Genomic DNA, 21,394 nt, shown 5'->3' with positions numbered 1-21,394 from the left:
ATGATCACCGTCATCGAAACCTGGCACCTGACCGCCGAAGCGGCCGAGAACGCCCTCTCGGTCCTGCAAGAAATGGACGAACTCCTCGACGACAACGCACACCACCACCCGGGGTGGGCGGGCCACGCGCGCTTCTTCCAGCACGCATCGGACCCCCAACGCGTAACGATGACCTACCCCTGGGAAAGCGCCGAGCACGCCACGCACCTCCTCGAATCGGAGACGCCACTACTCGAAGATTTCTACCGCCGGTACTGCGAACGCCCCCGCGAGGTCGTCTTCGCCCACGAGCTGCCGGTCGACGTCGAATGACCCCCGACCCAACAAAGCCGACTGGCGACTGGACTCCCGAGCAGCTCAAAGCCTTCGGCACCGACACCCTCGATCGAATATGTCGACACTTCGCCGCGCTCGACGACGTGCCCGTCACGACGCCGGCCGATGCGGCCGATGTCGCCGACGCGATCGACAGCGAGCTGCCGTCCGAGGCAACAGATTTCGCCGACATACTCGACGACACCTGGAACAACGTCGTTCCGCATTTGACGCACTGGAACCATCCACGATTCCACGCCTACTTCAGCAACAGTTCCTCCGGACCGGCCATCCTCGCCGAGATGACCGCTGCGGCATTGAACGTCAACGTCATGTTGTGGAAGAGCGCGCCCTCGGCTGCCGCCGTCGAAGACACCGTCACCAGATGGCTCGCCGAACTGCTCGACTACCCCGCCGCAGACGCACTGCTCGTCGACGGTGCATCACTGGGCACGTTCTACGCGTTGGCCACCGCCCGCCACCGGGCACAGCCCGAGGTTCGACATCACGGAACATCCGGCCAGAAACCCGGCCGGATCTACGCCTCCGACCAGGCCCACTCGTCGGTCGACAAAGCTGCGATCGCTCTCGGCATCGGGCTCGACAATGTCGTACGCCTACCCACCGACGCTAGCGGCCAACTCGATCCTGCTGCTCTGTCGACTCGCATTGGATCGGACGTCGCGGACGGTTACACACCGATCGCTGTTGTCGCCACCGTCGGTACGACCACTTCAGGTGCTCTCGACCCGGTCGAGGCGATTGCGGCCGTGTGCCGCGACCACCGAGTGTGGCTGCACGTCGACGCCGCGTACGGAGGCTTCTGGCGCATAGCCCCGGCCATCGCGCAGGTCCTTCCGTCACTCGCGGCCGCCGATTCTCTCGTCGCCAACCCACACAAAGTGCTCTTCACCCCTATGGAGTGCGGGGCACTGTTCTGCCGTCACCCCGGAGCACTCGAAGCCGCCTTCACACTGGTTCCCGAATACCTGCGTACCGACACCACCGGCGGTATCGACTACATGAATTACACCCTCAACCTTGGGCGACAATTCCGAGCTCTGAAACTGTGGTGGACCCTGCGCGCCTTCGGAATACGAGGCATCCGAACTCGACTCGAACACAGTCTCACCCTGGCGACGAGGCTGCGAGACGCCCTTGCCGCAGACCCGCGGTGGCATCTCGCGAACGATTCGCCGCTCCCCTTGCTCTGCCTCCGGATCTCCTCTGCCGACGGACAGGCGACGCGGAAGATCCTCGAGACCGTCAACAGCACCCACCGGACGCTGCTCTCCCACTCCGAGCTCGACGGCCACTACGTCATCCGAGTGTCCATCGGCAACATCCACACCACTGCCGACCACATCGACCAACTGGTTGCCGAACTTACCGAGGCAGCCGACGCCGTCGTCGGCACACCCCGACCACTCGCTTCAGTGACCGTCACCCAACAGGAGGTACCTGCATCGTGACCACCACCATTTCCACCGAGGCCATGCTGCACGAGAAGGCGGCAGCAATCTCCGCCATCGGGCGGTGGTCCGCGGCCAACGAGAACTTGCCGTGGGCCCCGGCCCCCGACTCCCATGCCGTGCACTGGAGTTATGCCGAGCTTCGACCGCTCGCGATCGCGGCCGCCGACATGGTCAAGGGCGACCGAGCAGCTCTACGGGTACTGACCCTCGCCAATCCGGGCCATGCCCGCGAGGCCGCCGTCGGATATCTCTATTCGGGGCTGCAGATCATCAACCGCGGTGAAGGTATGACCCCGCATCGGCACGCGCCGACGGCCCTGCGCTACATGCACGAGGGTGACGGGGCATGGACGGCCGTCGGTGGAACCAAGATGTATCTCGAGCCTCGCGACGTGGTGATCACCCCCGCCGGCGAATGGCATGAGCACGGCAACGACAGCCCCACCGACTCCCCCGCCATCTGGCAGGATTGCACCAACGACCCCCTCGTCGCCGCCCTCGCCGCGACACAGTTCGAGCTCCACACCGACAACACCCACCTCGAGCCCCACATTTTCGCGCAAGACAGACACCACCGAAACCTGAGCGAGCCGCTGCTCTACAAGTGGGACAACGTACTTCGCGCTCTCGGTGAGCAACAGCGGACCCACGAGGCCGACCCGCACCACGCATACCGACACACCCTGCACGCAGAAGGAACCCACGACCCTGTCACACCGGTCATCGATGCTGCATTCACACTCCTACCTGCAGGGATCCAAACACAACCGATGCGGCGCACCGCTTCCGCCGTCTTGATCGGGGCACAAGGGTTGTCCACCATCCACGTCGACGGAAAGCCGTTCCGGTGCAGCGAAGGAGACAGCCTCGCCGTTCCATCGTGGTCGACTGTCAGCTACGTCAACGACACCGACATTCCAGCCGTGCTGTTCGAGTTCAACGACGCGCCCGCGATGACCGCCCTCGGTCTCTACCGCGAAGAGAAAGACGCACAACGGTGACACCAACGTCGACCATCACGATCCTGCTGTCCGAAGCCCACATTCTGACGCTCAATGACGGCTCCACTCAACCATGCGGCTTCTGGGCCGAAGAGTTCATCACAGCCCATCGAATCTTCACGGCCGCAAACATACGGACGATCATCGCGACACCCGGCGGCGGCGCTGCGCACGTCGAGCCCGACAGCATGCACGCCCCTCACAGCCCAGACCCTGACGGGTACAGAACGTACCTATCCGGTCTGAGCGAAAATTTGCGCGCGCCGGCCGCGCTCGAAACGGTTGACCCCTCTACCGTCGACGGGATCTTTGTGCCCGGCGGCTACGGGCCAGTGGTGGACCTGCACAAGAACTCTCACGTTGGAGAGTTTCTCCGCGCGCTCCGACGGGAGGGGACCCCGATCGCGACGGTCTGCCATGGAACTGCGGCGTTGCTTGCCGACACAGCATCCGGAGCAACGTGGCCGTATGCAGCCCTGACGATGACGAGTTTCTCGGACCAAGAGGAAGCCGATGTAGGACTGCTCGGCACGCTCCCCTTCACCGTCGAGCAGGAAATCCAGCGCCGGGGCGGCACGTACACCGCAGGACACCCGTGGCAGCAGCACATCGAAATCACCGACACGCTCATCACCGGACAGAACCCCGCCTCCACCGAGGCGGTCGCAGAACAGCTGACCCAACGTATCGCAAACTACTCCAGTTCGACTACCCGTTCAGGAACTCGCTAGTTCACCGGCCGGTTGACCTCTCGGCTTTATCCCTGGATGGAACTGCTCGGAACGCTGTAACGTGCGTGGGATTTGGAATTTTAGAGGCCTATTCTGTCTGTCAGGATTGACGTCTTGGCCGAAGTCGCCACGACCAGCATTCTTAACCACTGACCGACCGAAACGAAAACACGACCATGAAAACCGACATTACAGATACAGAAAACCCGCCACCCTAGGTCGAGTGACGGGTCTTTCCATCGATTAAAGCGCCGCAATAATGCAAATCAACATTAATATCGAAGGGATCAATGTAGACGCTGCTACAACCAATCCCGTTGTTGCCTTAATTACTTCTGTCACGGCAACAATGATCGCCGCTAAGGTGTATAATTTATCTATCATGATTCAAATAGATCCTCCATTCAATAGATTTACCGATGCTTTTCCGGCATCCACCAATTATAGCAGGTAATTCACCTTTTCGCTTGAGCAACCCATTCCTCCAAACGATGAGAACGAACTCTGCGAAGAGTAGAAGGCAGATACTTTAAGTAGTCCTATTGTCGCATCAATTCTGCCGCGCCGCTGCCCGGCAGACCTTACGGAATTGACCGCTTCGATACCTGCGATAGCACTTCCCGGATCACCGGCCAAAACGATTCAAGACCTCGCCTCAATCACCCCGGAGGCGTCGTGCATGCTGGGACCACTCTACAGCTGGCTGACTGCATTCGGCGACCTAGCATTGCTCGACCTCGTAGGCTGCACGAATGGACAGAGCAAGCATTCCGTCGCCTGGCGATATGGACCATCTGAGCAGCGCAGAACGCAAAGCGAAGCGCAAAGATGACCGTGGACGGCGAGTCGGCACCAAAGTGCGCGATTACGAGCGCATGTGCGGATCTGGACCCGATCGATTGGCCGAGACTCTGATTGCGCGCCACAACGTCAGGATGAAGAACACGGAGAAGCTGCCGGATGGATTCCGATTCGAAGCAATCCTTTTTCTGGCACCGATAGCAATACTGGATATCGCGCATCGCAAGCTGAACCTCACTTTGGATCGCGCACCGTCAGCCTATTATGGCAAATGGCCTCACGACCTCGGTTGGGGAGTGGACAGCTGCGTCGCGGCCACCCGACTGCTTCTCGCAGGACAAGTGGTGGCCGCTGCCACGATCGCCCGACAACAACTCGAACGATGGACTGCGGTCATGGCACCTGTCGTCGGAGTCGAGCAACATCCGTCTGAAAAAGTGGAGGACTTCATCGCGCGTGCGTGGACCGCATACGCCGAGCGCATGCCAAATCCTGGCGCACCGCCGGAATCATCCAACATCGAGGGCGACGCAGACCCGACTACTGCGCAAGATATCGAGGGCGACGACAGCTCCGCAAGCACAGAGGAGCCAACCGCACCTCATAAGCACGTCGTCCTGGCGAACGGACGTGAAGTATGCCCAGCCGTCGTCTACGGCGTTCTCAGCGAAATAATGCATGCGCGACTCTTCGAGGAAGCCATGTGGTGGGAGTCGGCCGCGCTCCTGAGCAGATTCGATGTACCAAGTGTCGTATACGGCGCGGTGGACTGCATAGCGGACGCGTTGAGCTTGAGCCTTACCCAGATCCAGTACATGACGGCTGCTGGCCTGTATCGGCAGGGCGATCCCGAGGACGCCGTGACGTTGATAGCAAGTATCAACCTTGCCGTACGGCCGTCGGCTGACGTCGCGTGTGAAGAACCACCAGATGATGCCCTCCCTTATTCGGCATCGTTCGTACTGCCGAGATTGCCTACAGTCATGCCATTGTCGCCCGATGAAGGCCTCTTGCCGGTGTTTGTTCGCTACCTAGACGATCAACGATCCACGTACGAGTCGCTGGCCTGGAATCATCGGCCCGCAGGTCGCTTGTATCGGGACGACGAGCTTGCGACTTTAGCCTTCGGCGCTCATCGCCAGGCGAGTGCATCGTTTGCGCTACGAGCCCTCGCCGCCGAGCGAGACGAACTAGGCGACGATTTCAACATTGACTCGGTGGCCTCGCGCGGGACGAACTACATCGTGGTTGCCGAGTTGGCAGCTCTTGCTGCTCTGTGGACACGCAACGGTCCTCTGCTACCAGCAGCATCGACTCCACTGGCTCTGGTGTCGTCGACGTTGCGGTCCGCATACTGGCTGTGGTTGGAAGACGACGACCGGGCGATGGCCTCGCTTCGATGCACGCTCGAACAAATCGCTCGATCAAGAGTCCACCGGACGAAACCGGAGAAAGCGCAGCGCCTTGAAAAATCCGTACACAACAAGCCCCAGCGGTGGATAGAGACCGCCGGGTGGAGTCGACTGTCGGCTTGGAATCGAGTATTGGGCGCATACGCGCACGCCCACAAAAAGCCTAACTGGGAAGGCGCAAGAGAGCTCCTGAAGGACTTGCAGCTCGACGCTCACGAGCCGTACGCCTTGCAACGCGCGCGTGGTGACGCACTGAATGTGGTGACGACTCTGGTGGCGCACGAGTCAATCAGCATTCTGGCTCTATTCTCACAGAAGGTGGCGGCTACCGCCGCTGAACTGCTGGAAAACCACTCAGGCTTGGACATGACACGGGAATGGATGGATGCGTTGATGAGTAACGCACTTGCCCATCGGAAAACACCGATTACAGAACAAGACTGATCGGCCAGCCCGAACACCCCGCTCCGGTAGCTACTCGACGGGCTGGGCGGCGTCGGCGGGGCACCATTGGTGATCGAGGCGTTATGCGGTTCTGAACTTTGTCCGCAGGTATCGGTGATAGCTTGCGGCTGTGCATTCGGGGGGTTCCGGCGTATTGGGCTGGCGACTGTTTTTCACTCGTCAGCAGTTGCCTATACCTCGGTCAGTGAACGACCCGGGGGCTGAATCGGAGGATCTCGACAGATTGCCTCACACCGGCAAAACGCCGGATGGCACTCCGTACCTGATCGATCCGTCCGGACGATACGACGTACGCCTGAACGACTTTTTCACCACGGAGTTGATCAACGCACCGCCGACCACCCAGGCAGCGTATGCGTACGACCTGAAACGGTTCCTGAAATTCCTATGGGACAACCGATCCCAGAGATCATGGACTGATGCAACGCCAGGCGATCGTGATGCGTACAAGCATTGGCGATTGCTCGACCCGGCGGGCGCACGAGTAGAAGCTACGACGTGGGACCGTGAGGTAGCGACGGTGAACCAGTTCTATCGCTGGGCAGTCGTACGCGGGCACGCCGCATGTAACCCGTTCGTGCAGCGCCTATCTCGCAGCCGAGATCCACGGAGACCCCGCGGTCAAACACCGGCAGAGTCATCGCACAGGGGCCGAGTCAATGACGTCGCGTGGCTCCCACCGGCCACGTATCGGCGGTGGCGCGATATAGGTGTCCGAGGTTTCGACATGGCAGGGTTGCCGGATCCGGCGTTCCGCGGACGGTTTGCCTCACGGAACGGGGCTTATTGCGACCTGATGATTCGCACCGGTTTACGGTTGTCCGAGCAGACAAGCTTGAGTGTGTTCGAATTCCCTCACCCAGTAGCGGGCACGTTGAACGTTCGATCGTGGCTTCCGCGGAGTATCGCCAAGGGTGGATCGGCCCGCCACATCTACTTCCCGATGTCGACGTTGACCGAGGTATGGAACTACATCGCGATAGAGCGGGCGGAAGCCATCGAGATGGCCCAGGCGAACGGCGCGTACGAGCAGATTCGGAGTCCGCTGATCGTTGCCAATCGGCTTCGGCCGTTCGTTCGAATCGGCGGCGAACGGGTCGACGCTGCCAAGCTCACCCACGACGAGCGGCGCCGTACTTTCATCGAGTGCCGCGAGGGCTTGGAGCCAATTGCCCTGTGGATCAACGAGGACGGTCTTCCGAGCAAGCCGTCCGCGTGGCAGGAAGTGTTCAAGACAGCAAACCGCCGCTGTGTGCGCCGCGAGGTCCCGATCCGGTGTCATCCGCACATGCTTCGGCATTCGTTTGCCGTGATCACTCTCGAACAACTGTGGCGCGGGCATATCAAGGAGCTGACACCGATGTCGGGACCTCAGCGCGAGACGTACCAACGTGTGTTCGGCGACCCGCTGAACTGGATCCGCATTCGATTGGGGCATCGCTCGATCGAGACGACACAGATCTACCTGCACACCCTCTCGGAATTGGAGATGGAGACGCGCGTGGCGTTGGTCCCCGACGGGTGGGAGCCCACCGTTGTCGAGAAGCGAGTCGACCCCGACTTATCCTGCGCGGACAATTGCGTTGTCTGAGCCGATCAACGGCCAAGTGCGCCGTGCGGGACTGCATCACGTGGCACCGCATCCAGATGGCTACTACCAGCCCGATGTCACCGAGCAATCAGCAGGCGACCCGCCGGTTGTGCGGTTCTACGGCGAGGACAACAGGACAGCGCACTATTCGTTCGCGCGGTTGCCCTGCCCTGAGCTTCACGCCGATCTGGCTGTCGCATGGGCGGCTCGAATCGGGCCGGTGGGTCAGGTGCGCACCCGTTCGGGTGCCGACAACGGGTGGATCACTCTGCAGCGTTTCCTGAGGTTCCTCGGCGATCTCCCACAGCCGCCTGTCTGTTTGGACCGAGTGACGGTGGCGAATCTCGAGCACTATCGCGCACTGCAGCTCAAAAGAACCACTGCGACGCGCGTGACCCAACAGATGGCTGCAGTGAAACTGATACTTCGCCACCTGCCGGTCACCCGATTGCACTGGGAGGTCGCAGAATACGTAGCGCGACCGGGTGACTTCCATGAACCTCACCGACCCGGGGCCGGCGCGGCTCCCGGATACTCGGACCGCGAGTTCATGGCGATCATGGCAGCGGCACGTTCGGACGTCGCTGCCCTTCGCGGGCGGCTGCGGTCGTCGCGGCGATTGCTGTCCGTGTTCGAGCTGCAGCCGCACACGCTTTCAGCGGCAGAACGCGAGCGAGCCGCGCATCTGGCGGAGATGGCGAGCACCGGTGCCGTCACACCACCGCAACGCCCGAGCACTGTCTCCGGATCTGTCACCGACCTGGCCGGATGGCTGACGAAGGCCGGTCAACTATTTCTCACGACCCGCGACGTGCTGCCCCTGCTCGTGCTGGGCGTCGGACTCAGTGGCCGTAACAGCGAAACAATCAAGGAGCTTTCGCCCGAGCACCGCGTTCTGGAGGATCGCGCGGTAGCGGTCAACGTGATCAAGCGCCGGCGAGGAAAGGCTCGTACCTGCGAAACAGTGCACTGGGAGGGCGGCCCGAACGACTCCGGACTGCACACCCCCGGCGGCTTCTTCCTACTGCTCCACGAGTTGACCAGCAGTAGCAGAGCATTCAGCGGTAGCCGACGGGTGTGGTCCATTTGGACACGTGACAACATGCGAGGAACAGCGGACTTCATCCGGACGCGCTCGGCAGCCAACGGTCACATCGACCCTTTCGATCTGCAGGTTGGCCGATGGCTCGAGCATCGCAAGTGGGTTGCGCAGCATGGTCTGACAGCCGACGGCAATGGTCCGGGGGCGGAACCGTTGGTGTTGTCGATGAACCGTCTGAAAACCACGGTGGAAGTGCGTCGAACACGCGCTGTCGGAGGGCATCTCAGGTCTGCGTCGAGAACGAACACGCCGGATGTGTCATTTCTGCACTACCTGCGTAGCGATCCTAGGGTGCGTGACTGGGCCGATGAGGTACTCACCGAAGCACTCCACGAGGCAGAACACAATGCTCATGCCTTCCGTGGGAGAATTCTCGGACCCACTGGGGCGGCTGCATTCGTGTCGGATCCAACTGGCACCGCCGCCGGACTGGGTGTTTCGGTCGATCAGATCCGGCGCGCAGTCGACGGCGAACTGGACACCTTGGTGAGTTCGTGTCTGGACTTCGAGCACAGCCCATTCAGCGGCGGCGGAGTGTGTGGGGTGTCCTTCCTGACCTGCCTGCGCTGCCCGAACGCGTTGGTCACCGAACGCCACCTCCCCCACCTTTTCTCGTTGCTCGACTGGCTTCAACGTGATCTCGACCAACGCGACATCGACGATTGGTGTGGTCGGCACGGCGTCACTTGGCTGATCATCACCCGCCTGATACTTCCCAAATTTACTGATGCGCAACAGGAACAGGCCCGCGCCGCGAAACCTGACGACCTACCCGCCGACCTGCTCGACGGATTGAAGGAACTCGCATGAGCTTGCCAGCACCCCACCCCGGGCCAGCACGGATATCTGCCGAAACGCTGGTGCTCGGGGACCGAACTTTGCGACCGGGCGCGGTACTCGAAGACACGGCACGCTTTTCGGACACGGTGTGGAGGCTGGGACCCGCACAGCGACAACAACACCAGAAGCAGATATCCATCGACTTCACCAATGTTCCTAAGAGTTTTCGCGAGGTCGCGAAACAGGTTACTTACGCATTGCTCCGGGCGGATCGTCCTCGCGGGTGCGAACGCATCAAGGCGATCGACACGGTCGCAAACCTGTCCGGGCAAGTGGGTGCGGTCCTGCGCTGGGTCGACAACCGTGGCCTACGCTCGATCTCCGCGATCACGCGCGACGACCTACGGGCCTTCAAGCAGCATGTGCACGAGCTCCGCCTCACCGACGGAAGCAGAGCGCACCTTCCGCGGGCCTTTCAGCTGCTGTGGCTCTGCCGTGCACACCTCGATGATCCTTTGACCTTCGATCCGGCCGCCGCCCTCGATACACCCCGGTCCGGACACTCCCAGCACGGACACGAGAACGAGACCGCCCGCATACCCGAGCAGGTGCACGCACCGCTACTGGTCTGGGCCATGCGATGGGTCGACGATTTCGCACCCGATGTGCTCCGCGCCGGGGCAGAGTGGCACACGCTGCAAAGACCCCCGGCCGCGCCGGGACAAGATCGCCGAGGGCCGCAGACAGACACACGGGCCAACGTCGCGGCGATCTCCCGGGTAATAGCTCGCTATCGCGGTGAACGACGCGCGCTTCCGGCCTACCAAGGAACGGTGAATTTGAGTCACCTGCGCCGCGAAGCCAATCTCGGCCGCTCGGTCGTCGGCCCGACCCGGCCCGCCGGCGCGGTCATCATCGCTGCCGTCGCCGAGCTCGGGATCGACGACGACACCTACCTGCGGGCACCGATCGACGGACTGTTGGACGGACAACTCTGGCGGGGACGGATCCGATATGCGGAACTCGAAGAACTCACCAGGATGCTGTACATCGCCTGCTACATCGTGATCATCTACCTCTCCGGCATGCGGGACAGCGAGGTCAAACACCTACAGCGAGGATGCGTATCGGTATGGCGGGACGACACCGGAAAGGTCGCAAGGCACCGGATAACCGGAGTGGCGTTCAAAGGTGAACGACAGGCCACCGGGGTCGCCGCCACCTGGGTCGTTACCGCGCCTGCACAACGGGCAGTTGCAGTCCTGGAACGGTTGCAACCCACGACGGAGAAATACCTGTTTGCGCTGCCCCCGACCTCGAGAAGAAGCGGCAGCCCGCGGCCCAACCATGTGAAATCTACCGCTGCCACGAACCGCGACCTGGCCGACTTCGTAAGTTGGATCGACAAATTCAGCAGCAAACTCGGTCACCGCGATCGGATTCCCGAGGTCAATGGCGCGGCATGGAAGCTGAGCAGCCGACAGTTCCGGCGAACCCTGGCCTGGTACATCGCGAGACGCCCCGGCGGGAGCATCGCCGGGGCACTGCAATATCGCCACGTGCGCGTCCAGATGTTCGAGGGCTACGCCGGCACCTCCCAGTCGGGGTTCCGCGACGAAGCCGAAGACGACATCGCCCGCGGCGACAAGCTCGCCGACCTGATCACCAACCCGGATCTGCACCGTCTGACCGGACCCGCCGCCGCCGAGGCAGAACGACGGCTCGCTGAATTCGAGCGTCACGTTCGATTCGACGGCACGGTCATCAACGACCCCAAACGAATGCAACGCCACATGGCACGTCACGACCCCCACATCTACCCAGGCGAATTCGTGACCTGCGTCCACAACCCCGACCGCGCGCTCTGCCGACGAAGCGACGGACGAGACGGACCGTCACTGCCGGACTGCCAACCACTGCGCTGCCGCAACGCAGCACTGACCACCGGCAACCGCGAGCAGATGAAGGAAGCGCTGCAGTCCTACGACCGCGAACTCTCCGACACCGTCCGTCTGGGCCCCTATGTTCGTCACCGCCTCCAACTCAAACGATCCGAAATCGCAGAATTCCTCACCGACGAGCACAACGTTTCACTCACAGCACCGTGAAGAAACCACTCCCCGATGACGCCGCAGTCCAGGCCGCGATGGATGGCGTGCTTACCGAATGCGAAACATCGGGGCGTCGAGCAACCGTCACCTCGGTAGAGGACCGTCTCGGCATTACCCACGCGACGTTCTACCGGAACTATCCCGCCCTCATCACCTGGTTCCAGCAACAAAACAAGAGTCGGGCAGCGACACAGGTCAGCCGAAAAGACAGTGCAGCAGACGATCTCGCTCGACTGCGGCGCGATAACTCCGACCTGAAAAAGCTAGTGGCGATCTACGCGAACGCAATCCGTCAACTCACCCTCGACAACGCAGCGATGACAGCGGAGCTCGATAAGACGTCCGGCGTCACCACACTCAGACCTCGATGAAGCTGGCACCTTCTCCAGCCCAACTCCGATCCGCGTCGGCCGTAGCCGTGACCTCGCTGGTCAGGTTGACATATCGCGTGCCCAAACGCTTCCCGGGCGGATACGCAAGCCAGTGGCCAACGCGAATGGAGCGAAGCCTTGAGCCCAATGCGACAATCTCACCCCACCTCGAAGCTCCGGCGACTCCGGTGTTGCAGCTCTCGTGCCCGGACCGGCTCACACCCGCCCCGAGTTACCGCCACCGCTCTGAGCTGTAGGTCTAGATCGCAGGGTCAGGCGGTTTTGCGAATCACTGTTGTGGCGTACTCGACCGATCCTGGCCGTCTGCCAGGACGTTCGGGAACAGAGCAGTGAGAAGAGTTGAATACGCGGTATTCCAAGTCCATTGCGCCGCAACCCAACTGCGTCCGCGTTCACCCATCGCGCGGGCGCGGACCGGGTTGTCGAGGAGTTCGACGATGGCTTGGGTCAATTGCTCGACGTCTTTGACTACATAGCCAGTTCGGCCTGCCTGCACGGTTTCGGGGGCACCTCCGGAATCACCCGCGATGATCGGCAGTCCCATGGCGGAGGCCTCCAGGTATGCGATACCGAGTCCCTCCTCTTCGAGTCCCAGGCGACGCGTTCGGCACGGCATCGCGAAGATCGTGGCGCCGGCGAGGACTTGCGCAACGAGCTCGTGCGGAAGTCCCCCAACGAAGGTCACCGCGTTCTCCACGCCCTTTGTCCGGGCCAGACGCTGCAGACGTCGACGGTCAGGGCCGTCGCCGACGAGAAGCAACGTGGTGTCGGGATGTCGTTCCAGAACCGCAGGAAGCGCACGAATCAACGAGTCCTGGCCTTTCCGCGGGACGAGACGCGCGGTGCACACGATCACGCCGCTGTTGCCGTCCGGGGATGGATCGGGGCCCGCCACGGAGCCGCGCACGGGGTTGAATTGTTCGACGTCGACGCCCGGGCTCAAACGCACCAACGCTGTATCGGGCGTAACCGCTGGCAGGATTGCGCGGTAGGTATGGCCGGAGATGTACGTCAGCACGTCGACCCAACGGCCAATTGTGTGCAATCCCCACCGCGTCAAAGGAACCTTGGCCCACCATGTTTCATGCCCGTGAGTGGTGGCGACGACCCGCTTCACCCCGCAGGCCCGAAGCGCGGGAGCGATCAGGCCCAGGGGAGCTGCGGCAGCGATCCACGCGGTATCGCAGCCGTGTTCGAGCGCGATTCGACCTGCCCTGCGCATCACCCGTCCCGTCGGAAGCAGGGTTCGGCTGCGGTCCCGTATGACCAAGAATGGAAGCGAAGCGTCGTATGCGGCTGCTCCGCGTTCCGCCGAGGTGTAGACCACGATCGACTCGGACGGAAAGCGGTGAGCCATTTCCGATGCGAACGTTTCGATGCCGCCCTGCCTCGGCGGGAAGTCGTTGGTCACGATCAAGGTCCGGCTCATGCCGCGACCCGCTCGCTTTCACGATTGGGACTCGAGACGGCGGTGTCCGTTCCGGGAACCCTCGCAATCCACGCCATTCCCCAGAACATCAAAGGGTAGGCGAAGTACCCGAACCTGGCCGAAGGGGCAAGAAGGAACAGCACGGTGAGCCCGAGTGCAGCGATCGAGCAGGCCGCCGCGAACGTGCGCGGTGGTTTCACGCACAGTCTGATTCCGATGACGATGGCACCGACGAAAAGTGCGAGCAAAGAAACGATGTGGCCGTACTCGCCCGCTTCCGCCAACGCGCCGCCGATCACCGACGAGCCTGCCGGAGTCGGAACGTCTGCGCGACCGAGTGGGAACAACACCGTGTGCTCCACCAGTGCGCCGCCATCGAGGATCACTGGAGGAACGACTACCGCTCCCGCCAGAGCAACGGACACCGCACTGACCCGCACTGCTGACCATGTACCGGCGCGTTGACGATGTAGTACCAACGCGACGATGGCTACCGGCCATGCGGTCCACTTCAGTGCGCATGCGAACGCCAACACAGCAGCCGCGGCCCATCGGCGGTCTGCCGCCATCAGCGCCAAACCGAGCAGACAAGCACCGATGACCGGCAGATCCACCCCACCTGTGCACAGCGGAATCGCGATGAGAGGGGACGCTGTGAGAAGCCCGAGCTTCCCGAACGACTCCTGATCGATTCGTCCCCGGTCGGATCTCGTCAGCCGAACAACGATGAGCACACAGGCGGCGAAGAACACTCCGAACCAGACTCTGGGGTCCCCGAGCGGACCCTCCAGGACGACGCCAGGCAGCCCGAACAACGCCATCGCCGGAAGGTACGGGTTGTACTGAGTCAGCTCGTGAGGGTCATTGACATATGGACTGCCGGTGTCGAGCAAGTGGCGGGCCGAGTCGATGACTACTGCAACCTCGAGCTGCGCGAGTGCGCCCCCGATCAGCACGATCATCGGAACCAACACAGCGCCCAACACAGCGACACCAGCCGCTCGAGGTCGATTACGTGATCGCAACAGGACCGCACCCGCAGCGAGATAGCCAGTGACAGCGCACACTCCCCACACCCGATGCGTGGTCAATTCGGTGGTCATCACGTACACGGCCGTGTACGCGGCGAGTGCCACGTAGATCCCGACGAGTAGGCGGTCCCGACCGACAATGCTACGAGAATCCCTCTGTAAGAGCATGTTTCGACGCTACAAAGACAGTGGGACTATGTCGTCACGCATCGGAGCCAAACTCGGCATCCCCCGGAGGAGCTAGTCGAGTCGGTGGGAGAGTTCATTTTCGTAGTAGAAAACGACAGCCTGCGTCCGGTCACGAAGGTCGAGCTTGGTGAGAATCCGCCCGACGTGGGTCTTCACTGTCTCCTCCGCCAGCACGAGATCGGACGCGATCTCTCGATTCGACAGACCCGTGGCCAGAGCGTCCAACACGTCGAGCTCTCGGGGAGTCAACGCCGACACTGCGGCGGTGTTCGGGCGACCGCGCCGACGCCGGGCGAACTCCGAGATGAGCCGGGTTGTGACAGTCGGTGCCAGCATCGATTCCCCGGACGCGACTGTGCGGACGCCCCGGACGAAATCCGCTGCGGTGGATTGCTTGAGCAGAAACCCGCTTGCACCGACACTGAGCGCTTCGTACACGTAATCGTCGAGGTCGAACGTCGTGAGCATCAGCACGCGGATCGAGTTCGTCCTCTCGCCCAGTGATGCGAGGATCTGCTCGGTCGCCCGGATTCCATCGAGCACTGGCATTCGGATGTCCATCACGACAACGTCGGGCCGCAGGCTGACAGCAAGATCGACGGCCTCCGCACCGTTCGCGGCCTCACCGACCACGACGATGTCAGGTTCGGCCCTGAGTACGGCTGCGATTCCGTCGCGCACCAATTCCTGGTCGTCCGCCAGCAGAACCCTGATGGTCATCGGCGGCGCTCCACTGCGCTCGGATCATCGCCAATGTTACTGCGTGGTGGGATGTTTCGTCCGCGAACTGGGAAGATTACAGACACCTCGAATCGTCCGTTCTTCGTCATCCCGGCAGTCATGCTTCCGCCGAATGCGGCTGCCCGCTCGGAGATACCGACAAGTCCGTGTCCTCGGCCTCTCGAATCGGCGGACACCTGTTCGGTTTCGTTGCCGACAGTCACCCGAAGCTCGTCGTTCGTGCGGGTCACGCGTATCTCAACCTTCGTGCCGGGTGCGTGACGTGCTGCATTGGCGAGCGATTCCTGGAGGATGCGGTAGACGGTAGTGGACAGCGCTTCCGGCAGCGTGTCGAGCTCCCCGTCCGTATACAACGTGACGTGGGCTCCGGCCGCGCTCCATTGGCTCACAAGGGCGCCGATGTCGGACAGGTTCGGTGCCGGTGAGTGTTCAGTTGCCTCGTCCGGGTCACGAAGGACCTCGATAACCTGGCGCATCTCGGTCAGTGCGGTTGCCGATGCGCGATGTATGTCGTCGAACGTCGCAATCGCCTCGGGTGGGAGGTCGGGGCTCTTGAACCGTGCGGCCTGTGCCTGCACCGCGATCATCGACATGTGGTGCGCCACTACATCGTGCAGTTCCCGTGCGATCCGCGCCCGCTCTTCGATCACCGCCTGACGCCGCTCCTGTCCCATGCGGAGCTGCTGTTCGTCCGCCAGGGCGGTTTCCGCCGACGACAGTCGCATCATGACCACTCCCGCGACGGTGATCGCAGCCAACGTCGCGGCAATGATCAGCAAAGCGAACGGTGGCATCTTCACCGTCAAGACAGTCGGGACCACGACCGCCAGGAAGGACACGAGGGCGACCGCGGCTCCCACGTTCGGCGGATGCACTCGGGCCACTCGATACAGGGCGAGCCCCGCCGCAATGCAACTTGCCGCCGGCCATGGGAAAACCTCTTCCTGAACCAGCCCTGACAGCGTTCCGGCGAACATCCCGAGTGCGATCAACTGCCAGGTCAGCAGAGGTGCCACCCGGATCAGAAGGAGGGGAAGTGTCTGAACAGCGCCGAGGACGTAACTGGCGGCGACCGAGTTGACCATACTCGTCAGTTGACCTATCGCAGTACCGAACAGCACGGCGACAAGCACCGCTCCAGCTGCAAGCGCCATGAATCTCGGCCGACTACCAGGCTCGTCGGTCCGCCCTCTCATTGTGGGCAACGTCGGGCGCAGGGCCGTTTTGATTCCGGCTGTCAGTTCGGCAATCACCGACACGACCCTACTTTGAGAAGATCCGCTTCAAATCGAAGATTGCGCGGCCGCCCACGATGCAGTCGTGGGCGCGCGGCGAAGCTGATCGCAGACAGCTTCTAGATCGACTGTGGACGGTGACACAGGTTGAACGACCTACGGCGAGCCGGACATAGCCCTTGTCGTTGCCCTCAGCCACGTTCGGGTGACATACTCGAATGGTCAGGAGCGACGCCGTGGTGGTGCTACGGGGTTTCCGGCGAATCTTCCACTATTTCGGCTGTCCCTGCTTGGCAACCAGTCTGGCAGTGCCACGTGCACTCCTGGTCGCCCGGCTCGGCCCGGCTCTCAAACGAGAAGGCGGCACCATCATGACCAGCTACAGCGTAATGAAGGCATCACACGACCGGGCAGCGGTAATCGCGACGTGGCCGGGCTTCGACTCAGAAGAACATTCCATCAAGATCACCACCGTCGCCAGCGCCTCGTACGCTCACAGCCTTGCTTTTTACCTCACTCAACTATCGGAATCCGCATGGGACGCAGCTATGTGGCTCGACACCTACCCAGAGATAGCCACGGCCATATCGAAATTGATCGTGCAGCTCCGAACATCCAATAGAATTGGGCCACAAACAGTTTCGACCGACGGCCTGCGCCATGGAGAAACGTGGACGTCCTCGGCACTGGCAGAGCAGCTCGTCGACGACTACTTCATCTCCCTACTCGACGACCTGACCACCACACAACGACTCTCTGTTGCCGATGAACTCGAAACCGACGCTGACGAACGACGCGACCTACTCGACCACACTCGCGACGAATACGAAACCGACAGCAGAGTCAATCAAGCCGGCCTGGTCACCCGCGTTCAAGAATTCGGCTCCATAGGACCTCTACCCGAAGGCGCATCCGGCTACCTACGCACCTGCTACAGCGAAGGACTCGATTTCGGAGACCGATTGAGGGCCGCGAAACAAATCCGACGGATGGAACAACTCGTCGCTGCATGCAACCATCACGGCGGACGCGCACGGGCACATACCGATCCCTGCGAGGCACACTGCGTTGTCGCTGTGCACCCCGGGAAAATCAGCGACGGCGACACACCGTGCTACATCACTCCCGTTCGCTTCGGACCGCACACACATTCCCCGGGCAGACCCAACCCGTACGGCAAGCTGCGCATACGTCGCGGCCACGAGTGGATCGCCGAGGTCGACCCAGATGACACTGCAGGTTTTGTCACCGCCCTTGGTGACTGGGCTGGAACCTTCGCGTCGTAGTGCCTGAGGCCCAAAATCGGCTCTGCGGCCAACTGCCCGAGGGCGGTAAGGGAAGGAGACCTCGTCGACGCCCGCAATCACCTCGCACACGGCGATGAACCCCGCATTTGCAAACGGTCAGAGAACGAATGGTTCGCACTCTACGAATCCACCCTCACGTTGTTGGCATTGGTGGCGATGACGAAGCCGGCGTATTCGAGGCGGTGCAACTTCGTGCACTTCGACGCGGTGCTCTACGACGAGCAGGTGTCGATCGCAGAGAACGCGCGTTGAACCGTCCGTTGGGCAAGGCCCGGCCAGGCTGCCGATCGTGCTGGGGCGGGCTCTAGGGGTGCTGTGTAGCTGTCTGGTGCGCGAGTGCCACGGTGCTTACGGCCTAGCTTCCAGGGCGGCTGGGGTCGTTGTGCGGCCTTGCCCCTGCTGCGCCAGTCTGCCTGTTCGTGGTCAGTTCGGAAGTTCGCAGTCGATGGTTGCACTGCACACCAACCCGGCCAGGCGCGAGGGTGCCTGCAGGCGGCACAGGTGGGCTCACCTCCTTAGGGTGATTGGGTGAAAGCAATGCGTGGAGATCGCCCCTGGAGCCGCATCGCAGGCCTGGTGTGCGGTGCACTCGCCGTCATTTTCGGCACCTTTTCCCTCCACCGGACGGGGTGGACCGTAGATCGGGTCTTCCAGGAGTTCTGGGTAGCCACAGCTCTCATAGGCCTTGTATTGGGCTGTGCCGCGATCGGGTGCCCCATCAGCGATTTCTGGCGTGCCCGTCCACGCAAAAGAGACTGGGCGTGGTCCATGGCCGTAGCGCTCGGCCTGGTCGCCGTCCTTGCTCTGACGAGTACCCACACCAACGTGGATCTGGGCTCGCTGCCGGCATGGGTCTCGGCAGGTGGTGCTCTGTTCACCGCCGCAGGCGTCGTACTCGCCCTCCGGTCGTACCAATCGACGCGGCATTCGGACCTGGAGGACCAGGCGAACCAGGTCCGACTACTGCACATGCTCCCGTGGCCCGACGGCCTCGACGCGAACCGAAAGCAACAGTGGCGCACAGAATTCACCAATCGCAGCAAGGACCCGCTGTACGAGATCGAAATTCACGGCTTCCGCGCCCAGGTCGAAGACGACGCTGACGCGGTGAATATGCGGGCGTTCGCAGAGACAGCCCTGTCGGAGGACACACCGATCAGATCGGGTGGTTGGCGGAGGCAGGCCGTGCTCGAGGCGGGTGAAACGTTCAATATCCGGTGGGAATCAGACGATCCCGCCGAGCAGAACCCGGCTCCCGCATTCGTTAGCATCTGGTACTCGGTAATGGACGCCAACGGCCGCTACTGGAACGTCGTCGACAACAACGAACCCGAGAAAGTGCCCCGCCCGTCCCGTCGCCTCGGATGACACGAGCAAAGGCTCACACCCCCAGCCGCGGAAGCACACTCGACGGTGTCAGCCCTCTGCTTCTCCCCCTGGGCGGCTCAGACACCATCCGAGGTAACCGGAAGAACGTCGAACTCAGCGTCGCGGATCACCGATAGATCGAACGCGTCCGAGCCGTCGACCGGTGCAACGAGAATCGTCTGACCCTCATCTGGGGCTGTGATGATCCGCCCCCACTTCTCAGGCTCGTAGCGGACGAGCCCGAAGCGATAATTCCCGAGGTGACGGCCTCGGGCGGTGACGACACGAGCCGGGTCGATAAGCATGTTCGTAGCCATAATCGCACCGTACCCGAACACGGAAAGCCATAGTGCACAACACCATCAAGCATCAAAGACCTGCCGAACAATGGCAAGTTGCTGGTCGCGTTGTGTTCGCGATGACCCGAGGCTTCTACCGTCGAAATCCCCGCCGAGGGTCACGTGGCTCGTGTCCGTCCATGGCCGTGAACCACGTATCGCATGGAAAGACACGTAGACCGTGTGCCGCTGTCGCCGGGTGATAGAACACCTCGACATCGCGGTCGCCCATCAGAACGTCTGTGACGGCGTCCCAGTCGACGTCCCGCGGATGGGACGCCAGTACGGCAACATCGTCGCCGTACACCTCATCGGCCAGCGCTGCGGCGGCTTGGGCGATGACGATCATGAGCGCGAGCTGTTCGGCGATCGTGTGAGGCCGGGGTAGCCGACCGGCGTCGAGGTCCTGAGCCAAGTCGTCGAAAGATCGGGCCATCTGACGTCGCCACAGAGCGGACTCGGCGAATGTGCATTCGGGAAGTCGGTTCAACAAATACCACCACCGCACCGTGTCGACCGGATCATCACCGCGCTCCTCGACGTCGTCGTACGCCATGTCGGCGCACACCCACGCGTGGATCCGTAACAACTTCCGCTGCCGATCAGTCAGTGAGAACCGCGGCACAAACTCGATGACATCGCCCATGGTCGTCCATGCTGCCCGCCCCAGAACTGATCTGCGCACGGATCGACCACATCCGCACGTCGACCCGTGCATGCAGGAATACGCGCACGTCTGCATGCAGATCGGATACCACGTACCAGCCAGGGTCACTCGGCAGTGAGCTACCAGGACAGCCGGAAGCTCCTCAGATCATTCGATTCGATGGTGTCACCGTCCCACGCGAATCGATCGTCGGGCAGTTCAGCGTGTTCGGTCAGTTTCTCGAGGTGGAGCGCCTTGCTGTGATCGCGGCTGCTTAGGCTCGCGATGAGGCCGGTTCCATCGTCGATGACGATTGTCGTGGTGAGTCCAGTGGGCGATGTCAGCTCGGTCGACCATGCCGGACGGTCAGCGTGGTCGATCGCCGTCGGGCCCTGGGTGACGTGCTGAGGTGGTGTGCGCCGAGTCAGGAGTGAACGCGGGCCGAAGAGATCTCGCGGGGTGAACAGTGCGCCGAGGCGGATCAGGCTGGTGGTGCGTTGGTGGACCATCTGTCCATCGATGCGGGCGACGGGGACCGTATCAGTGGAGCTCGACGATGAGTAGACGATCTCGCCATTGCGTTCGACCCACCAGCGGTCACCCCGGCCGTAGCGGAACTCGAAACGGTCGTCGACGAAGCCTGTGTCGGTCACACCGACAACGTGCAGCGAGCCTGACATGTTGAGGTCGGTCGCCGCGGCATTGCGCGCTGTGAGTTGTTGCCACGTCGGGACATTCACCGTCTCGAATTTACACTTGACCTCGTTCGCTTCGACCTCCCCGAGCAGGGGCGCATCTTCCAGCCGGCGGCACGCTTCTCCCGGGCAGGCGATCGAGTCCGCACACAACCGCCGGAGTCGTTGATCGCAGGCAGCCTCTAAATCAACCTTGGACAATAGACACAAGATGAACGACCGTCATAAGAGCTGAAGGT

The 21,394-nt window shown here is 62.0% G+C and carries 18 protein-coding genes and 1 pseudogene; 12 read left to right on the top strand and 7 right to left on the bottom strand.

All coding sequences use genetic code 11. The annotated features are described in order from the left end of the window. The 10 genes and pseudogenes from BH95_RS27465 to BH95_RS27425 all read left to right on the top strand — a co-directional run bounded on the left by BH95_RS27465 (position 1) and on the right by BH95_RS27425 (position 12,155). On the top strand, positions 1 to 312 hold the full coding sequence (locus BH95_RS27465; protein WP_015586200.1) for an antibiotic biosynthesis monooxygenase: 312 nt from the start codon (positions 1 to 3) through the stop codon (positions 310 to 312). Beyond that, positions 309 to 1,787, top strand: a complete 1,479-nt coding sequence (locus BH95_RS27460; RefSeq protein WP_015586199.1) for a pyridoxal phosphate-dependent decarboxylase family protein — start codon at positions 309 to 311, stop codon at positions 1,785 to 1,787. Before BH95_RS27465 ends, BH95_RS27460 begins: the two co-directional genes overlap by 4 nt. Beyond that, positions 1,784 to 2,791, top strand: a complete 1,008-nt coding sequence (locus tag BH95_RS27455) for a cupin domain-containing protein (RefSeq protein WP_015586198.1) — start codon at positions 1,784 to 1,786, stop codon at positions 2,789 to 2,791. The genes BH95_RS27460 and BH95_RS27455 overlap by 4 nt, the downstream gene beginning before the upstream one ends. Continuing rightward, entirely contained in the window at positions 2,788 to 3,522 is a 735-nt protein-coding gene (locus BH95_RS27450; RefSeq protein ID WP_015586197.1) for a type 1 glutamine amidotransferase domain-containing protein, read from the top strand. The genes BH95_RS27455 and BH95_RS27450 overlap by 4 nt, the downstream gene beginning before the upstream one ends. 752 nt (positions 3,523 to 4,274) lie before the next feature. Beyond that, a complete protein-coding gene (locus BH95_RS27445) occupies positions 4,275 to 6,179 on the top strand; it encodes a hypothetical protein (protein WP_015586196.1) in 1,905 nt (634 codons plus the stop codon). Between the two features lie 130 nt (positions 6,180 to 6,309). After that, positions 6,310 to 6,741: pseudogene (locus BH95_RS30045) on the top strand (site-specific integrase); the annotation flags it as partial. Between the two features lie 294 nt (positions 6,742 to 7,035). Further along, the gene (locus BH95_RS29750) at positions 7,036 to 7,791 is read left to right on the top strand and encodes a site-specific integrase (protein ID WP_230598334.1); all 756 of its coding nucleotides are present in this window, start codon (positions 7,036 to 7,038) and stop codon (positions 7,789 to 7,791) included. A 40-nt stretch (positions 7,792 to 7,831) separates the two neighbouring features. Beyond that, complete coding sequence (locus BH95_RS27435; RefSeq protein ID WP_141215469.1) at positions 7,832 to 9,703, top strand: hypothetical protein; 1,872 nt, start codon at positions 7,832 to 7,834, stop codon at positions 9,701 to 9,703. Further along, the gene (locus BH95_RS27430) at positions 9,700 to 11,781 is read left to right on the top strand and encodes a hypothetical protein (RefSeq protein ID WP_139278551.1); all 2,082 of its coding nucleotides are present in this window, start codon (positions 9,700 to 9,702) and stop codon (positions 11,779 to 11,781) included. The genes BH95_RS27435 and BH95_RS27430 overlap by 4 nt, the downstream gene beginning before the upstream one ends. Next, positions 11,778 to 12,155, top strand: coding sequence for a hypothetical protein (locus BH95_RS27425; RefSeq protein ID WP_015586192.1), 378 nt, complete (start codon positions 11,778 to 11,780; stop codon positions 12,153 to 12,155). The genes BH95_RS27430 and BH95_RS27425 overlap by 4 nt, the downstream gene beginning before the upstream one ends. 289 nt (positions 12,156 to 12,444) lie before the next feature. Here the strand turns inward: BH95_RS27425 and BH95_RS27420 are convergent, their stop codons facing one another. The 4 genes from BH95_RS27420 to BH95_RS28060 all read right to left on the bottom strand — a co-directional run bounded on the left by BH95_RS27420 (position 12,445) and on the right by BH95_RS28060 (position 16,720). Beyond that, on the bottom strand, positions 12,445 to 13,605 hold the full coding sequence (locus BH95_RS27420; protein ID WP_015586190.1) for a glycosyltransferase family 4 protein: 1,161 nt from the start codon (positions 13,603 to 13,605) through the stop codon (positions 12,445 to 12,447). Beyond that, a complete protein-coding gene (locus BH95_RS27415; protein ID WP_015586189.1) occupies positions 13,602 to 14,804 on the bottom strand; it encodes a glycosyltransferase 87 family protein in 1,203 nt (400 codons plus the stop codon). Before BH95_RS27415 ends, BH95_RS27420 begins: the two co-directional genes overlap by 4 nt. Before the next feature lie 72 nt (positions 14,805 to 14,876). Continuing rightward, positions 14,877 to 15,545 carry a response regulator gene (locus tag BH95_RS27410; RefSeq protein WP_015586188.1) on the bottom strand — a complete coding sequence of 223 codons (669 nt, stop codon included), beginning with the start codon at positions 15,543 to 15,545 and terminating at the stop codon, positions 14,877 to 14,879. Then, positions 15,542 to 16,720, bottom strand: a complete 1,179-nt coding sequence (locus tag BH95_RS28060) for a sensor histidine kinase (RefSeq protein ID WP_139278552.1) — start codon at positions 16,718 to 16,720, stop codon at positions 15,542 to 15,544. Before BH95_RS28060 ends, BH95_RS27410 begins: the two co-directional genes overlap by 4 nt. Before the next feature lie 389 nt (positions 16,721 to 17,109). Between BH95_RS28060 and BH95_RS27400 the strand changes: the two genes are divergently transcribed. After that, the gene (locus BH95_RS27400) at positions 17,110 to 18,087 is read left to right on the top strand and encodes a hypothetical protein (RefSeq protein WP_032407140.1); all 978 of its coding nucleotides are present in this window, start codon (positions 17,110 to 17,112) and stop codon (positions 18,085 to 18,087) included. A gap of 549 nt (positions 18,088 to 18,636) precedes the next feature. Further along, on the top strand, positions 18,637 to 19,476 hold the full coding sequence (locus tag BH95_RS27395) for a hypothetical protein (RefSeq protein ID WP_141215047.1): 840 nt from the start codon (positions 18,637 to 18,639) through the stop codon (positions 19,474 to 19,476). 77 nt (positions 19,477 to 19,553) lie between these two features. On the opposite strand, the gene BH95_RS27390 is transcribed toward BH95_RS27395, so the two are convergent. The 3 genes from BH95_RS27390 to BH95_RS28055 all read right to left on the bottom strand — a co-directional run bounded on the left by BH95_RS27390 (position 19,554) and on the right by BH95_RS28055 (position 21,200). Then, complete coding sequence (locus tag BH95_RS27390; RefSeq protein ID WP_141215468.1) at positions 19,554 to 19,793, bottom strand: hypothetical protein; 240 nt, start codon at positions 19,791 to 19,793, stop codon at positions 19,554 to 19,556. A gap of 115 nt (positions 19,794 to 19,908) precedes the next feature. Beyond that, positions 19,909 to 20,499 carry a hypothetical protein gene (locus tag BH95_RS27385; RefSeq protein ID WP_141215467.1) on the bottom strand — a complete coding sequence of 197 codons (591 nt, stop codon included), beginning with the start codon at positions 20,497 to 20,499 and terminating at the stop codon, positions 19,909 to 19,911. Positions 20,500 to 20,600: 101 nt separating this feature from the next. Then, on the bottom strand, positions 20,601 to 21,200 hold the full coding sequence (locus BH95_RS28055) for a hypothetical protein (protein ID WP_141215048.1): 600 nt from the start codon (positions 21,198 to 21,200) through the stop codon (positions 20,601 to 20,603). Positions 21,201 to 21,394: the final 194 nt, after the last annotated feature.

This window comes from Rhodococcoides fascians A44A (genome assembly GCF_000760735.1).
Lineage (GTDB): Bacteria > Actinomycetota > Actinomycetes > Mycobacteriales > Mycobacteriaceae > Rhodococcoides > Rhodococcoides fascians_E.
This window is presented reverse-complemented; position numbering and strand designations above follow the sequence as displayed.

Coding starts and splice junctions, on each gene's coding strand:
- BH95_RS28060 (WP_139278552.1), bottom strand. CDS start 16,720: ATGGCGCTTGCAGCTGGAGCGGTGCTTGTCGCCGTGCTGTTCGGTACT.
- BH95_RS27390 (WP_141215468.1), bottom strand. CDS start 19,793: ATGGCTACGAACATGCTTATCGACCCGGCTCGTGTCGTCACCGCCCGA.
- BH95_RS27415 (WP_015586189.1), bottom strand. CDS start 14,804: ATGCTCTTACAGAGGGATTCTCGTAGCATTGTCGGTCGGGACCGCCTA.
- BH95_RS27430 (WP_139278551.1), top strand. CDS start 9,700: ATGAGCTTGCCAGCACCCCACCCCGGGCCAGCACGGATATCTGCCGAA.
- BH95_RS27460 (WP_015586199.1), top strand. CDS start 309: ATGACCCCCGACCCAACAAAGCCGACTGGCGACTGGACTCCCGAGCAG.
- BH95_RS27445 (WP_015586196.1), top strand. CDS start 4,275: ATGGACAGAGCAAGCATTCCGTCGCCTGGCGATATGGACCATCTGAGC.
- BH95_RS27410 (WP_015586188.1), bottom strand. CDS start 15,545: ATGACCATCAGGGTTCTGCTGGCGGACGACCAGGAATTGGTGCGCGAC.
- BH95_RS27465 (WP_015586200.1), top strand. CDS start 1: ATGATCACCGTCATCGAAACCTGGCACCTGACCGCCGAAGCGGCCGAG.
- BH95_RS27420 (WP_015586190.1), bottom strand. CDS start 13,605: ATGAGCCGGACCTTGATCGTGACCAACGACTTCCCGCCGAGGCAGGGC.